11 protein-coding genes are annotated in these 13,418 nt (G+C 66.2%); 9 read left to right on the top strand and 2 right to left on the bottom strand.

Annotated features, from left to right (window positions below; translation table 11 throughout):
- The first annotated feature begins 6 nt into the window (after positions 1-6).
- Positions 7-1,605, top strand: coding sequence for a phytoene desaturase family protein (gene crtI / locus DV704_RS00905; RefSeq protein ID WP_114797676.1), 1,599 nt, complete (start codon positions 7-9; stop codon positions 1,603-1,605).
- Here crtI and ilvA read toward each other — a convergent pair.
- Together ilvA and DV704_RS00895 are read right to left on the bottom strand one after the other, a co-directional pair.
- Positions 1,602-2,834 carry a threonine ammonia-lyase gene (gene ilvA / locus DV704_RS00900; RefSeq protein WP_114797675.1) on the bottom strand — a complete coding sequence of 411 codons (1,233 nt, stop codon included), beginning with the start codon at positions 2,832-2,834 and terminating at the stop codon, positions 1,602-1,604. The genes crtI and ilvA overlap by 4 nt on opposite strands.
- A 15-nt stretch (positions 2,835-2,849) precedes the next feature.
- Positions 2,850-3,866 (bottom strand): LacI family DNA-binding transcriptional regulator, encoded by a 1,017-nt coding sequence (locus DV704_RS00895; RefSeq protein ID WP_114797674.1) that lies wholly within the window; start codon positions 3,864-3,866, stop codon positions 2,850-2,852.
- Positions 3,867-4,019: 153 nt separating this feature from the next.
- Here DV704_RS00895 and DV704_RS00890 point away from each other — a divergent pair, with 153 nt between their 5' ends.
- The 8 genes from DV704_RS00890 to DV704_RS00855 are packed head-to-tail and all read left to right on the top strand — an operon-like array spanning position 4,020 to position 13,412.
- On the top strand, positions 4,020-5,570 hold the full coding sequence (locus DV704_RS00890) for a ribulokinase (protein WP_114797673.1): 1,551 nt from the start codon (positions 4,020-4,022) through the stop codon (positions 5,568-5,570).
- A 48-nt stretch (positions 5,571-5,618) separates the two neighbouring features.
- Positions 5,619-6,923: a sugar ABC transporter substrate-binding protein gene (locus tag DV704_RS00885; RefSeq protein WP_114797672.1), complete on the top strand. Its 1,305-nt coding sequence runs from the start codon at positions 5,619-5,621 to the stop codon at positions 6,921-6,923.
- Between the two features lie 55 nt (positions 6,924-6,978).
- A complete protein-coding gene (locus DV704_RS00880) occupies positions 6,979-7,887 on the top strand; it encodes a carbohydrate ABC transporter permease (RefSeq protein ID WP_114797671.1) in 909 nt (302 codons plus the stop codon).
- Positions 7,884-8,702 carry a carbohydrate ABC transporter permease gene (locus DV704_RS00875; RefSeq protein ID WP_114797670.1) on the top strand — a complete coding sequence of 273 codons (819 nt, stop codon included), beginning with the start codon at positions 7,884-7,886 and terminating at the stop codon, positions 8,700-8,702. The genes DV704_RS00880 and DV704_RS00875 overlap by 4 nt, the downstream gene beginning before the upstream one ends.
- Positions 8,699-9,700 (top strand): zinc-dependent alcohol dehydrogenase family protein, encoded by a 1,002-nt coding sequence (locus DV704_RS00870; RefSeq protein ID WP_114797669.1) that lies wholly within the window; start codon positions 8,699-8,701, stop codon positions 9,698-9,700. The genes DV704_RS00875 and DV704_RS00870 overlap by 4 nt, the downstream gene beginning before the upstream one ends.
- An 11-nt stretch (positions 9,701-9,711) precedes the next feature.
- Positions 9,712-10,488 (top strand): SDR family NAD(P)-dependent oxidoreductase, encoded by a 777-nt coding sequence (locus tag DV704_RS00865; RefSeq protein ID WP_114797668.1) that lies wholly within the window; start codon positions 9,712-9,714, stop codon positions 10,486-10,488.
- Positions 10,482-11,465 carry a zinc-binding dehydrogenase gene (locus DV704_RS00860; protein WP_114797667.1) on the top strand — a complete coding sequence of 328 codons (984 nt, stop codon included), beginning with the start codon at positions 10,482-10,484 and terminating at the stop codon, positions 11,463-11,465. Before DV704_RS00865 ends, DV704_RS00860 begins: the two co-directional genes overlap by 7 nt.
- Positions 11,466-11,501: 36 nt before the next feature.
- Positions 11,502-13,412, top strand: coding sequence for an alpha-amylase family protein (locus DV704_RS00855; protein WP_114797666.1), 1,911 nt, complete (start codon positions 11,502-11,504; stop codon positions 13,410-13,412).
- Positions 13,413-13,418 lie beyond the last annotated feature (6 nt).

The raw sequence follows: 13,418 nt of genomic DNA, 5'->3' as shown, positions 1-13,418 counted from the left end.
CCCCATATGGCGCGAACCGCAGTGGTCATTGGAGCGGGCATCGGCGGCCTGGCCATGGGCATCCGGCTGCAGAGCCTGGGCTTTGACACCACCATCGTGGAAAAGCTGGACGGGCCTGGCGGGCGGGCCTACGTGAAGCGGGTAGACGGCTTCACCTTCGACATGGGCCCCACGGTAATCACCGTGCCCCACTTCATCGAGGAGCTCTTCGCCCTGGAGCGGGGCCGGCCCAACCTTCACCTGCCCGACTTCCCCGAAAAAGCGGAGGGCCTGCACACCCGCCGCTATGTGCAGTTGGTGCCCATCCTGCCCTTCTACCGCATCTACTTCGACGACGGCAGCTACTTCGACTACGACGGCGACCCCGTGCACACCCGCCAGCAGGTGGCCGCCTTGGGCGAGCCGGGCGACCTCGAGGGCTACGAGCGCTTCCACCAGGATGCCAAGGCCATCTTTGAGCGGGGGTTCCTCGAGCTGGGCTACACCCACTTCGGCGACCCCCTCACCATGCTCCGCATCGTGCCCGACCTGCTGCGCCTGGACGCGGTGCGCTCGCTTTTCAGCTTCACCGCCAAGTACTTCAAGTCCCCCAAACTGCGCCAGGTCTTCAGCTTTGAGACCCTCCTCATCGGCGGCAACCCCCTGGCGGTGCCGGCCATCTACGCCATGATCCACTTCGTGGAGAAGACCTGGGGCATCCACTTCGCCCTGGGGGGCACCGGCGCGCTGGTGCAGGCTTTCGTGCGGAAATTCGAGGAGCTGGGCGGGCAGATTCGCTACAGCGCCGAGGTCAAGAAGATCAACGTGGTGCGCCAGGGCCTGCGCAAGGTGGCCACCGGCGTCACCCTGGCCGATGGCAGCGTGCTTGAAAGCGACCTGGTGGTCTCCAACGCCGACTACGCCCACACCTACCTCAAGCTCATCGAGCCCCAGTACCGCTTCTGGAACGCCGACTGGGTGGTCAAAAGGCGGCGTCAGAGCATGTCCTTGGTGGTGATCTACTTCGGCTTCAAGGCCGACGGCAGCGAAAAAGAGCGGCTGCGGCACCACAACATCATCCTGGGCCCGCGCTACGAGGGGCTTTTAGAGGACATCTTCCAGCGCAAGGTCCTGGCCCGGGACTTCAGCCAGTACCTCCACATCCCCACCCTAACCGACCCCAGCCTGGCCCCCCCCGGCCACCACGCCGCCTACACCCTGGTGCCTGTCCCCCACAACGGCAGCGGCCTGGACTGGTCGCTTTTAGGGGAGCCCTTCACCCAGCGGGTGCTCGCCTTCCTGGATGAGCGAGGCTACCTGCCGGGCCTCCTAAAGCGCCTGGTGCACGTGAGCTTCATCACCCCCGACTACTTCGAGCACACCCTCAACAGCTATCTGGGCAACGCCTTTGGCCCCGAGCCTATCCTGACCCAGTCGGCCTTCTTCCGCCCCCACAACAAAAGCGAGGATATCCACAACCTCTACCTGGTGGGGGCCGGGGTGCAGCCGGGAGCGGGCACGCCCAGCGTGATGATGTCGGCCAAGATGACGGCCCGGCTCATCGCCAGGGACTTCGGCCTGGCCGGGGCACCCGACCAGGGTGAGCCCGCCCTGGGAAGGGCCTAGTCGGGCCACTCGCCTACCCGCTCCCGCTCGGGGTGGTAGCCTGCTTCCTCCAAAACCCGCCGGACCTCCTCGCCGTGGGCGGCGTCCCGCACCTCGAGGACCAGCTCCACCCCCACCTTGCCGAGCGGCGCCAGCCACAGCGCGCGGCGGTGAAAGATATCGATGATGTTGGCCCCGGCCTCGGCCACCCGCGAGACCACCCGGGCCAGCGCCCCGGGCCGGTCCACCACCGCCAGCTTGAGCAGGATATACCGCCCCTGGCGCACCATCACCTGCTCGATTACCCGCGAAAGCAGGTTGCCATCGATGTTGCCTCCACAAAGCACGGTGGCCACGGTCTGGCCCGGCGCCAGGGGCACCTTGCCCGCCAGCAAGGCCCCCATCCCCGCCGCCCCCGCCCCCTCCACCACCAGTTTGAGGTTCTGCACGCAGTGGACGATACCGCGGGCGATCTCGTCGTCGCTGACCTCCACCACCTGGTCCACGTAGTCCCGAATGAGCGGCAGGGTGAGCTCCCCGGGCCGCTTGACCGCAATGCCATCGGCGATGGTCTGGGCCACCGGGACGCTGATGGGCCCCCCTGCCTTCAGGGAAAGGTTGACCGGGGCGCAGCCCTCAGCCTGCACGCCCACGATGCGCACCTGGGGGCGCAGGCTCTTGACCGCCACCGCGATTCCCCCAATCAGCCCACCCCCTCCAATGGGCACCACCAGCACATCCAGGTCGGGCAGCGCCTCCAAAAGCTCCAGCCCGATGGTGCCCTGCCCGGCGATGACCTGCTCATCGTTGAAGGCGTGGACATAGGTGTAGCCGTGCTGCCGCTGCAACTCGTGGGCGTGGGCCACCGCATCGTCAAAGCTGGCTCCATGCAGGACCACCTCGGCCCCCAGCCGGCGGGTGGCCACCACCTTGGTCAGGGGGGCGTGCTGGGGCATGACGATGACCGCCCTGATGCCCTGCAAGGCAGCGGCCAGGGCCACCCCCTGGGCGTGGTTGCCCGCCGAGGGGGCGATGACCCCCCGGGCTTTTTCCTCCTCGGTGAGCGAGGCAATCTTGTTAAAGGCCCCCCGAACCTTGAAGGAGCCCCCCTTCTGCAAGGACTCGGCCTTGACAAAAAGCTGCACCCCCAGCTCCTCAGAGGCCAGGGGGTCGGGCAGGGTGGGGGTCGGGGCAACCACCCCCCGGATGACCTCCCGGGCTCTCTTGACCTCCTCCAACCGAACCGCCATGGGGTGATTGTATCGTTACCCCACCCTGGGCGGTGCACAGCTCCCCCGGCGAATGAGCCGCCCAGGGAAGCGCCGCCGCACCACCTTGTCCAGGGCCTTGTGTTCCACTGCATCCAGCACGATTTCCACTGCCGCCTGGCCCATCGCCTCTACCGGCTGTTCAATGGCATCCAACGGTGGGGTAACCAGCGACATCCAGGAGTAGTTGTCGAAAGTAAGCAAAGAGACGTCCTCGGGAATACGGAGCCCCAGCTCGCGCAAAGCGCGGAAAGCCCCTGCAGCCTCGCTGCCGTTGAGGGCAAAAAGAGCGGTGGGGGGCTCGGGCAGGCGCATGAGCTCGAGGGTGAGCTGGTAGGCCTCCGGCTCCACCAGCCGGATGACCCGCTGGTAGGCCTCGACCAAAGGCAGCCCTACTGCCTTTAGGGCCTCGGGGAAGGAACGGCTGCGCTCCTCGGGGTGGTGCACCGGGTCGTAGCTGCCCAAGGCCGCAATGCGCCGGTGGCCTAGCTCGTATAGGTACCGCACCCCCTCGAACACGCAGCCCTGGTTGTCCAACATCACATGGCTGAAGGGGCTTTCGGGGTAGAAGTAGTCGATCTCGAGGATGTAAGTACCGCGCTGGTGCAGCCGGTGCAGGTAGTCCAGGTTGGGCTCCCCATAGCCCGAGCGGATGATCAGGCCGCTCACCCGATGGCCGTACATCACCTTGAGGTTGGCACGCTCCACCTTGGTATCGTACTCGCTGTCGGTCACGATCAGGGCGTACCCCCGGGCCTGGGCGGCATGGGCCACGCTCCGGATTAGGCTGGCGAAGAAGGGCTCGATGATGTTGCCTACCATCAGTCCCAGGGTGCGGGTGCGGCCCCGCCGCAGCCCCCCTGCCACCAAATCGGGCTCGTAGCCAAGCTCTTCGATGGCCTTGCGCACCCGCTCGAGGGTGGCCGGGGCCAAAAGGTGGGGCTCGTTGATGGCCCGCTTGGCGGTGGTGGGGGCTACCCCTGCGCGCTTGGCGACGTCGAGGATACTGGGCACGTGACCATTGTAACAAAAAGGGGCTTGACAAATAGAGGGGGCTTATCTATCTTATGGACACGAGACCATAAAGCAGGCGAGCCTCTCATAGGCCTTCTACCTATGCCGTCTGCGTCGTAATGGTCACGTGACCATTCGTGGAGGTACGACTGCATGAAACCCCTGGTGTTGGGACTGGACTACGGCACCGAGTCGGCCCGGGCGATGCTGCTCGACCTGGAGACTGGGGCCGAGGTGGCCGGCGCCGTGGAGCCCTACCCCCACGGGGTGCTGCAGCAGGCCCTGCCCTCGGGCCGCCCCCTGCCCCCGCTGTACGCCCTGCACCACCCGGGGGACTACCTGGAGGTCACCCGGCGGCTCCTGGCGCAGATGGGCAGGGCAGCCAAGGGGGTTGGAAGCGTGATAGGCATAGGGCTTGATACCACAGCCTCGAGTCCCCTTCCGACAGACAAGAATGGCCTCCCCCTGGCCCTGAAGGAGGGCTTCACCGACGAGCCCCACGCCTACATAAAGCTCTGGAAGCACCACGCCGCCGAACCTTACGCCCAGGCCATCAATCAAGCAGCCCCTGATTTTCTTCGGATGTACGGGGGCAAGACCAGCGCGGAGTGGTCGCTGGCCAAGGCCTGGGAGGTCTTGGAGCAAGCCCCCAGGGTCTGGGAGGCCGCGGCCCGCTGGATCGAGGTGGGCGACTGGCTGGTCTGGCAGCTTACCGGCCAGGAGGTGCGCTCGGCCTGCCAGGCGGGCTACAAGGCCCACTGGCAGCCCACCGGCTACCCTGCGGCGGAGGCCCTGGCCGCGCTGCACCCCGCCCTGCCGAGCTGGCTGGAAAAGCTGGCCCCACCCCGCCCTGTAGGCGAGCAGGCCGGCGGGCTCAGGACAGAGTGGGCAGTGGAGGGGCTGGCCCCGGGTACGCCGGTGGCGGTGGCGGTAATCGATGCCCACGCCGCGGTGCCGGGGGTGGGGGTAAGCGCCCCTGGGGTGATGGTGGCCATCCTGGGCACCTCGAGCTGCCACCTGGCCCTCTCCCCTGATGCAAGACCCGCTCCCGGTATTGCCGGTATCGTGCCAGAGGGCATCTGGCCGGGGTACTACGGCTACGAGTGCGGCCAGCCCGCCACCGGCGACATGCTGGCCTGGTGGGTGCGCACCCTGGCCTGGGCGGGCGGAGCCTCCGAGGCCAGCCTTTTCGAGCGGCTCGACCGGGCCCTAACCGAGCGTCCGGCCCCTTCGGGCCTCTTGGCCCTGGACTGGTGGAACGGATGCCGCACCCCGCGCATGGATGCCGGCCTAAAGGGCGCACTGAGCGGCCTGCGGCTGGACACCGACCCGGTGCAGGTCTACCAGGCCCTGGTGGAGGCCAGCGCCCTGGGCACCCGGCTGGTCAAGGAAACCCTGGAGGCCGCCGTGGGCCCCCTCCCTCGGGTGGTGGTCACCGGCGGGCTTACCCGCTCGGCGGCCTTGTTGCAAATCTACGCCAACGTCCTGGGAATGGCGGTGGAGGTGAGCCCCAACCCCCAGGCCTCGGCCCGCGGGGCTGCCCTCTACGGCGCTTTGGCCGCCGGTTTCCCCTTACCCCCTGCTCCTCCACCTCGGCGCTTTGTACCCAACGCGTGGAGCGAGGCCTACCAGAAAACCTACCGTGAATACCTGGTCTTAGCCGAGTTCTTCGGCCAAAACCCCAAGGAGGTGACGCTGTCCTAAAAAACCGTCGGTATCGGCCCAAAGCCCTTTGTTGCAGGAGGTAGCATGATGCGTTTGTGGAAGTTTTTTGCCCTAGCCCTGGCCACCGGCTCGCTGGCCCTGGCCCAGACCACCATCACCATTGCCACGGTTAATAACCCCGACATGATCGTCATGCAAAAGCTGACCCCGGAGTTCGAAAAGGCCAATCCGGGCATCAAGGTCAACTGGGTGGTGCTGCCCGAGAATGAGCTGCGCCAGAAATTGACCACCGACATCGCAACCAACGCAGGTTCGTTTGACATCCTGACCATTGGCACCTACGAGGCCCCCATCTGGGGTAAGAACGGCTGGTTGGTGGAGCTAAAGGATCTGCCGGCTACCTACGACCTCGAGGACATCATCAAGCCGGTGCGGGCTGGACTTTCCTACCAAGGTAGGCTTTACGCCCTGCCCTTCTACGCCGAAAGCTCCATGCTCTACTACCGCAAGGACCTCTTCGCGGCCAGAGGCCTCACCATGCCGGCCCAACCTACCTGGAACCAGGTCATCAACTGGGCCAGAACCCTGCACAACCCTAGGGGCGGGGTCTACGGCATCTGCCTGCGGGGTCTGCCCGGCTGGGGCGAGAACATGGCCTTTATATCTACCCTGGTCAACACCTATGGCGGGCGCTGGTTTGACGAAAACTGGCGGCCCCAGCTCACCAGCCCGGAGTGGAAGCGAGCGATCGGGGTTTACGTGGACCTGGTCACCCGCTACGGACCCCCTGGCGTGACCGGGAACGGATACACAGAGAACCTGACCCTGATGGCTGAGGGCAAGTGCGCCATGTGGGTTGATGCCACTGTGGCCGCGGGCTACCTGGCCAACCCCAAGACCTCCAAGGTGGCCGACAAAATCGGCTTCGCCAAAGCTCCTGTAGCCGTCACCCCCAACGGCTCCCACTGGCTTTGGAGCTGGGCGCTTGCCATTCCACGCTCGAGCAAAAAGGTGGAGGCCGCCAAGACCTTTATCCTCTGGGCCACCTCAAAGGACTACATCGCCTTGGTTGGCCGTACCCAGGGCTGGGTCTCGGCCCCGCCGGGCACCCGCTACTCCACCTACAACAACCCAGAGTACCAGAGAGCCGCCCCCTTCGCCAAGGTGGTTTTGGACTCCATCAACACCGCCGATCCCACCAAGCCCACCGCCAAGCCGGTGCCCTATACCGGGGTGCAGTTTGTAGGCATCCCTGAGTTCCAGGCCATCGGCACCCAGGTGGGGCAGTTCATCGCCGGCATCGTGGCCCGGCGCACCAGTCTGGATGCCGGGCTGGCCCAGGCCCAGGCCGCGGTGGAGAAGATCATGAAGGAGGCAGGCTACCTTAGGTAGGAACCACACGGCCCACGGGGGGCACACCCCCGTGGGACTTCTCAAGGCGGGTTGCATGACCCAAACCCAAGCACTGGTTCGCTCAAAAACCTACCGCCTGCGGCCCAACACTGCTGCTCTCCTGGCCCCCGCCATCCTGCTTCTGGTGGTCTTTACCCAAATCCCCTTTGTCCTCACCCTCTACTACTCCTTCCGTCGCTTCAATCTGCTCAACCCTGAGCGGCAGGGCTTTGTGGGTCTGGAAAACTTCCACTCCCACCTCACCGACCCCATCTTCTGGACGGCGGTGCAGAACACCCTGGTGCTGGTGGGCTCGGTACTGGTCATCACAGTGCTGATGGGCCTGGCGCTGGCAGTGCTCTTCTACCAGGACTTCCCCGGGCGAGGGCTGGCCCGTACCCTGGCGATCTCGCCCTTCTTCGTGATGCCGGTGGTCTCGGCCCTGATCTGGAAGAACATGTTGATGCACCCGGTCTACGGGCTCTTTGCCTGGCTGGCCCAGCGGCTTGGGCAGGAGCCCATTGACTGGCTGGCCGCCTATCCCATGCAGTCCATCGTGTTGATGGTTTCCTGGCAGTGGACGCCCTTCGCCATGCTGCTCATCCTGACCGGGCTCCAGTCGCTTTCCAAGGAACAGCTCGAGGCTGCCAAAATTGATGGGGCCAACGCCTGGCAGGAGTTCCGCTACATTATCGTGCCCCACCTAGCCCAGACCCTCAGCGTGGTGGTGATGCTGGAGACCATCTTCCTGCTTACCATCTTCGCCGAAATCTACGCCTCCACCTCCGGGGGGCCGGGCCTGGCCACCACCACCCTGCCCTACCTGATCTACCTCAAGGCCTTCGGCGAATACCGCATCGGGGTGGCTGCGGCAGGGGCGGTCTTCGCGGTGATTCTGGCCAACATCGTGGCCATCTTCGTGCTGCGCCTGATCGGGCGCAACCTGCAGGGAGGCCGCACATGAGCACCCGCCGTCCGCGCTGGGAACTGACGCTTTTGGCCTATTTAGCCGCAGGGATAATGTTCTTCCCCATCTTCTGGCTCTTTCTGACCGGATTCAAAAGCGAAGCGGAAGCCATGGCCATCCCCCCCAGGCTCTTTTTCTCTCCAACCCTGGAAAGCCTCTATGAGGCGGTCACCCGCAGCGACTACGGGCGACACTTCCTCAACTCCATCATCTCGGCCCTGGGCTCCACCCTGCTGGCCTTGCTGCTGGCCGTGCCGGCAGCCTACGCCATGGCCTTCTACCCCACCCCCCGCACCCCAGGCACGCTCTTGTGGATGATCAGCACCAAGATGATGCCCCCGGTGGGGGTGATCATCCCGGTTTACCTGATCTTCCGCGACCTGCGCTGGCTGGACAACGTCTGGGCCCTGGCCCTGATCTACGCGGTGATGAACCTGCCGGTGGTGGTCTGGACGCTCTACGCCTACTTCCGTGAAGTGCCCCACGAGATTATGGAGGCCGCGCGGGTGGACGGGGCCAGCACCGCGCAAGAAATGCTCCGGGTGCTGCTGCCGGTCTCGGGGCCGGCCATTGCCTCGGCAGCTTTGCTGAGCATCATCCTGGCCTGGAACGAAAGCTTTTGGAGCCTGAACCTGACCGCAGCCCAGGCCTCCCCCCTCTCAGTGTACGTGGCTTCCTTCAAAACCGCCGAGGGCCTCTTCTGGGCCAAGATGTCGGCGGCCTCGATGATCGCCATCCTACCGGTCATAGTGATGGGCTGGCTGGCCCAGCGGCAACTGGTACGGGGCCTGACCTTTGGAGCCATCAAATGAGAGCAGCCGTTATCACCCAACCCAAAACCCTACAACTGGAAAACCTCGAGGCCCCCCAGGCCGGCTTCGGCCAGGTGCGCGTCCGGGTGGGGGCCACCGGGGTCTGCGGCACCGACCTGCACCTATATGAGGGCCACTTTCACGCCCGGCTGCCCCTGGTGCCCGGCCACGAGATTGCTGGGGTGGTGGATCAGGTGGGCCCAGGGGTAGCGGGCCTGGCAGAGGGTCAGGTGGTGGCCCTCGACCCGGTCATCGCCTGCGGCCAGTGCTGGGCCTGCCGCCGGGGGCAGCGCCAGCATTGCCTGCACTTCGAGGCCCTGGGAGTCACCCGGGCCGGGGGCTTCGCCGAGTACGTGGTGGCCCCGGCCCAGAACGCCTACCCGGTACGGGGCCTAAGCGTGGCCGAGGCCGCTTTTGCCGAACCCCTGGGCTGCGTGGCCTGGGGGATTCAGCGCCTAAGACCCGAGCCCGGCAGCCAGGCGCTGCTCTTCGGGGCCGGGCCCATTGGGCTCTTGCTGCTGCAGGCCCTTTTGGTCTCGGGGGTGACCCGGGTGGTGGCGGTGGATCCGGTGCCCGAACGGCGGGAGCTGGCCAAAAGGCTGGGGGCCTGGCAGGCCCTGGCCCCCGGCGAGCCGGTGCGCGACCTGGCCCCCCACGGCTTCGACATCGTGGCCGAGGCCACTGGAGTGCCTGCGGTAGTAGAGTCGATGCCCGCCTACGCCGCGGTGGGGGGTAAGCTCCTCATCTTCGGGGTGGCCCCGGAGGCAGCCCGAGTCCAGCTCAGCCCTTACGACATTTTCCAGCGCGACCTGAGCCTCATCGGGAGCTTCTCCCTCAACGGCACCCTGCCCGTTGCGCTCCAGTGGCTCGAGAGCGGTCGAATACAGGTAAAACCCCTCATCAGCCACCACCTGCCCCTCGAGGCCCTCCACCAGGCCCTGGCCTACAAGGAGCACCCCGGCATGGGGCAGGCTTTAAAGGTGCTGATCGAACCATAGGGAAGGATGCCATGGCAAGCGTTCTGGACAAATTCCGCTTGGACGAACAGGTGGCCGTGGTGACCGGGGGGGCCCGGGGCATTGGGCTGGCCATTGCCACCGCCCTGGCCGAGGCCAAAGCCAAGGTGGTGCTGGCCGACCTCGATGCGGATACCGGCGAGGCGAGCGCCGCCCGGCTACGCCAGCAGGGCCTGGAGGCCCATTTCTACCCCCTGGACGTGACCCAGCCGGCCCAGGCCGAGGCCTTGGCCCAGGCCCTGGTGGAGCGCTGGGGCCGGGTGGATGTGCTGGTGAACAACGCCGGCATCTGCCGCAACACCCCGGCTTTGGAAACCCCCGACGAGGAGTGGCGGCTGGTGTTCGAGGTTAACGTGCATGGGGTCTTCTGGTGTAGCCGGGCTTTTGGCCGCCGGATGGTAGCACAAAAGCGAGGGAGCATCGTGAACATCGCCTCTATGTCGGGGCGGATTGTGAACAAACCCCAGCCCCAGGCGGCCTATAACGCCTCCAAGGCCGCGGTGATCCACCTGACCAAGTCGCTGGCCGCCGAGCTAGCCCCCTATGGGGTGCGGGTCAACGCCATCTCGCCCGGCTACATCGGCACCGAAATGACCAAGCGGGGCCTGGAGACCCCGGCGTGGCGGCAGGACTGGCTGGGCCTCACCCCTATGGGCCGCTTGGGCGAACCCGCCGAGGTGGCAAGCTGCGCCCTTTTCCTGGCCTCCGAGGCCAGCAGCTACCTGACCGGCAGCGAGCTGGTGGTCGATGGGGGATACACGGTATGGTGAGAAGGCTGACCGTCGAGGCTCCGCACCGGCTGGGCTGGCTCGAGGAAGCCCCGCCCACCCCCGGCCCCGGCCAGGCCCTTTTGGAGCCGCTGGCCATCGGAATTTGCGGCTCCGACCTGCACGTCTACGAGGGCCAGCACCCCTTCGTGCGCTACCCGGTCTACCCCGGCCACGAGGTGGCAGCCCGGGTGGTGGCGGTGGGGCCGGGTGCCGACCCAGGCTGGGTAGGGGCGCGGGTGGTGCTCGAGCCCTCCCTTACCTGCGGCCACTGCCCCCAGTGCAGGAGCGGGCGCTACAACATCTGCCAGCACCTGCGGGTGATGGGCTTCCAGGCCCCAGGGGCCATGGCCCAGGCCTTTGTGGCCCCGCTGGAAAAGCTTTATCGCCTGCCCGATGGCGTTAGCGCCGAGGAAGGGGCCCTGGTGGAGCCCTTGGCGGTGGCCGTCCACGCTGTGGCATTGGGCCGGGTGGCGGGGCGAACGGTGGCGGTGCTGGGGGCCGGGCCTATTGGTCTTCTGGTGGCCCAGGTGGCCCTGGCCTATGGGGCAGCCCAGGTGGAGGTGGTGGACCCCCTGGAAACCCGGCGAGGGCTGGCCGAGCGGATGGGTCTTCGGGCCGTTCCCCCCGGTGAGGGCCGATACGAGGTGGTTTTCGAGTGCGTGGGGAGCGAAAAGGCCCTCGAGGCCGCCATCCAGAGCTGTCACAAGGGCGGGGGGGTGGTGGTGGCCGGGGTCTTCGGCCAGCCGGCCTGCATTAGCGCCGGGCTCGTGCAGGACTGGGAGCTCACCCTCCAAGGCAGCCTGATGTACACCTTTTGGGACTACCAGGAGGCCCTGCGCCTCTTGGCCCAGGGCCGGGTGCAGCTCAAGCCCCTCATCACCCACCGCTTTCCCCTGGGGGAAGCCCAGGAGGCCTTCGCCGCAGCCCTGCAGCGTGAAAAGGCGGTAAAGGTAGTGCTGCTGGGCAATCTGTTCTGAAAGTATCGCCTGAACCCCTTAGAATACGTGTGGCGAATGGACAGCAGGTCCTTTCTAGACCACCTTTTGGAAGAGCTTCCATCTCTGGAGGTCTACCGGTCCCTCGAGCTCCAGGCTAGAGCAAAACGCTACTTCGCCGAGCTATGCGAGGGGCTGGCAGCGGTCTACCCTGAGACCCCAGCTCTACTGGAACAAGTGGCCCGGGTCATCGGGCGCAACCTGGCCGAGCGCCCGCAGGAGCTACATGAGCTTGACCTTGTGCGCATCCACACCCCTGACTGGTTCCAACGCCCCGAGATGTGCGGTTACATCGCCTACGCCGACCGCTTCGCGGGGAACCTCAGGGGCGTGACCGAGCGCATCCCCTACCTCAAGGAGCTGGGCATCCGCTACCTGCACCTGTTGCCCCTACTGCTTCCCAGAGAAGGGGAGAACGACGGGGGCTACGCGGTGGCCGACTACCGCCGGGTGCGCCCCGACCTGGGAACCATGGACGACCTCGAGGCCCTCTGCACAGAGCTTCGCCGCGAGGGGATTAGCCTCTGCTTAGACCTGGTCTTGAACCACGTGGCCCGCGAACACCCCTGGGCCCAGGCGGCCCGCCGGGGCGACCCCAGGTACCGCGCCTACTTCTACGTCTACCCCGACCGCACCATCCCCGACCAATACGAGCGCACCCTTCCAGAAATTTTCCCTAACTTCGCCCCCGGCAACTTCACCTGGGACGAGGAACTGAAGGGCTGGGTCTGGACCACCTTCAATAGCTGGCAGTGGGATGTGAACTGGAGCAACCCCCGGGTGTTTTTGGAGTACCTCGACCTGATTTTGTGGCTGGCCAACCGGGGGGTAGAGGTCTTCCGGCTCGATGCCATTGCCTTCATCTGGAAACGCCTGGGCACCAACTGCCAAAACCAGCCCGAGGTGCACGCCCTCACGCAAGCCCTGCGGGCGGCGGTGCGCATCGGCGCCCCGGCGGTGGCCTTCAAGGCCGAGGCCATTGTGGCCCCGGAAGACCTGGCCGCCTACCTGGGCACGGGCAGGCACTACGGCAAGGTCTCGGAGCTGGCCTACCACAACACTCTTATGGTCCAGGTCTGGAGCAGCCTGGCCAGCCGCGACACCCGCCTCTTCACCCAGGCCCTACAGCGCTTTCCCCAAAAGCCCCCCAGCACGGCCTGGGCCACCTACCTGCGCTGCCACGACGACATCGGCTGGGCCATCTCCGACACCGACGCGGCAGCGGTAGGCCTGAGCGGCCCGGCCCACCGGCGCTTTCTGTCCGAGTTCTACAAAGGCGAGTTTCCGGGGTCGTTTGCCCGGGGGATGCACTTTCAGGAAAACCCAAATACCGGCGACCGGCGCACCTCGGGGATGGCGGCCAGCCTGGCCGGGCTGGAGGCCGCGCTGGAATCGGGCCATCCCCGGCTCATTAGCCTGGCCATAGAGCGCCTCCTGCTGGCCCATGCGGTGATCATCGGCCACGGCGAGGGCATCCCCCTCATCTACATGGGCGATGAGCTGGGCATGCTCAACGACTACGAATACGCCCAGGAGCCCGCCCACCAAGACGACAACCGCTGGCTGCACCGGCCCCGAATGGACTGGGGCAAAGCCGAGCGGCGCAAGCAGGCCGGCACGGTGGAGCATCGGCTCTTCCAGGGTATAAAAGCGCTGCTCGAGGCCCGCGCACGCACCCCTCAGATGCACGCCGCCTTCCCCACCCGGCCCCTCTGGCAGCCCAACCCCCACCTGCTCCTCCTCAAGCGCGAGCACCCCCAGGGCGTGCTGGTGCAGGTCTACAACTTCAGCGAGCAGGAGCAGCCCTTTCCCTTTGAGGCCCTGCGGCAGGAGGGCATCGTACAACCCTTCGACTGCATCACCCAGGCCCCCGCCCCAGCCTACCTGCGGCCCTACGAACGCCTCTGGCTCATCCAACACCCCCTTTGAAAGGAG

Source organism: Meiothermus sp. QL-1 (assembly GCF_003351145.1).
GTDB lineage: Bacteria > Deinococcota > Deinococci > Deinococcales > Thermaceae > Meiothermus.
Note: the sequence above shows the minus strand (reverse complement) of the source record. Positions and strands in the feature narration are given on the sequence as shown.

Coding starts and splice junctions, on each gene's coding strand:
- crtI (WP_114797676.1), top strand. CDS start 7: ATGGCGCGAACCGCAGTGGTCATTGGAGCGGGCATCGGCGGCCTGGCC.
- ilvA (WP_114797675.1), bottom strand. CDS start 2,834: ATGGCGGTTCGGTTGGAGGAGGTCAAGAGAGCCCGGGAGGTCATCCGG.
- DV704_RS00890 (WP_114797673.1), top strand. CDS start 4,020: ATGAAACCCCTGGTGTTGGGACTGGACTACGGCACCGAGTCGGCCCGG.
- DV704_RS00885 (WP_114797672.1), top strand. CDS start 5,619: ATGCGTTTGTGGAAGTTTTTTGCCCTAGCCCTGGCCACCGGCTCGCTG.
- DV704_RS00880 (WP_114797671.1), top strand. CDS start 6,979: ATGACCCAAACCCAAGCACTGGTTCGCTCAAAAACCTACCGCCTGCGG.
- DV704_RS00875 (WP_114797670.1), top strand. CDS start 7,884: ATGAGCACCCGCCGTCCGCGCTGGGAACTGACGCTTTTGGCCTATTTA.
- DV704_RS00870 (WP_114797669.1), top strand. CDS start 8,699: ATGAGAGCAGCCGTTATCACCCAACCCAAAACCCTACAACTGGAAAAC.
- DV704_RS00865 (WP_114797668.1), top strand. CDS start 9,712: ATGGCAAGCGTTCTGGACAAATTCCGCTTGGACGAACAGGTGGCCGTG.
- DV704_RS00860 (WP_114797667.1), top strand. CDS start 10,482: ATGGTGAGAAGGCTGACCGTCGAGGCTCCGCACCGGCTGGGCTGGCTC.
- DV704_RS00855 (WP_114797666.1), top strand. CDS start 11,502: ATGGACAGCAGGTCCTTTCTAGACCACCTTTTGGAAGAGCTTCCATCT.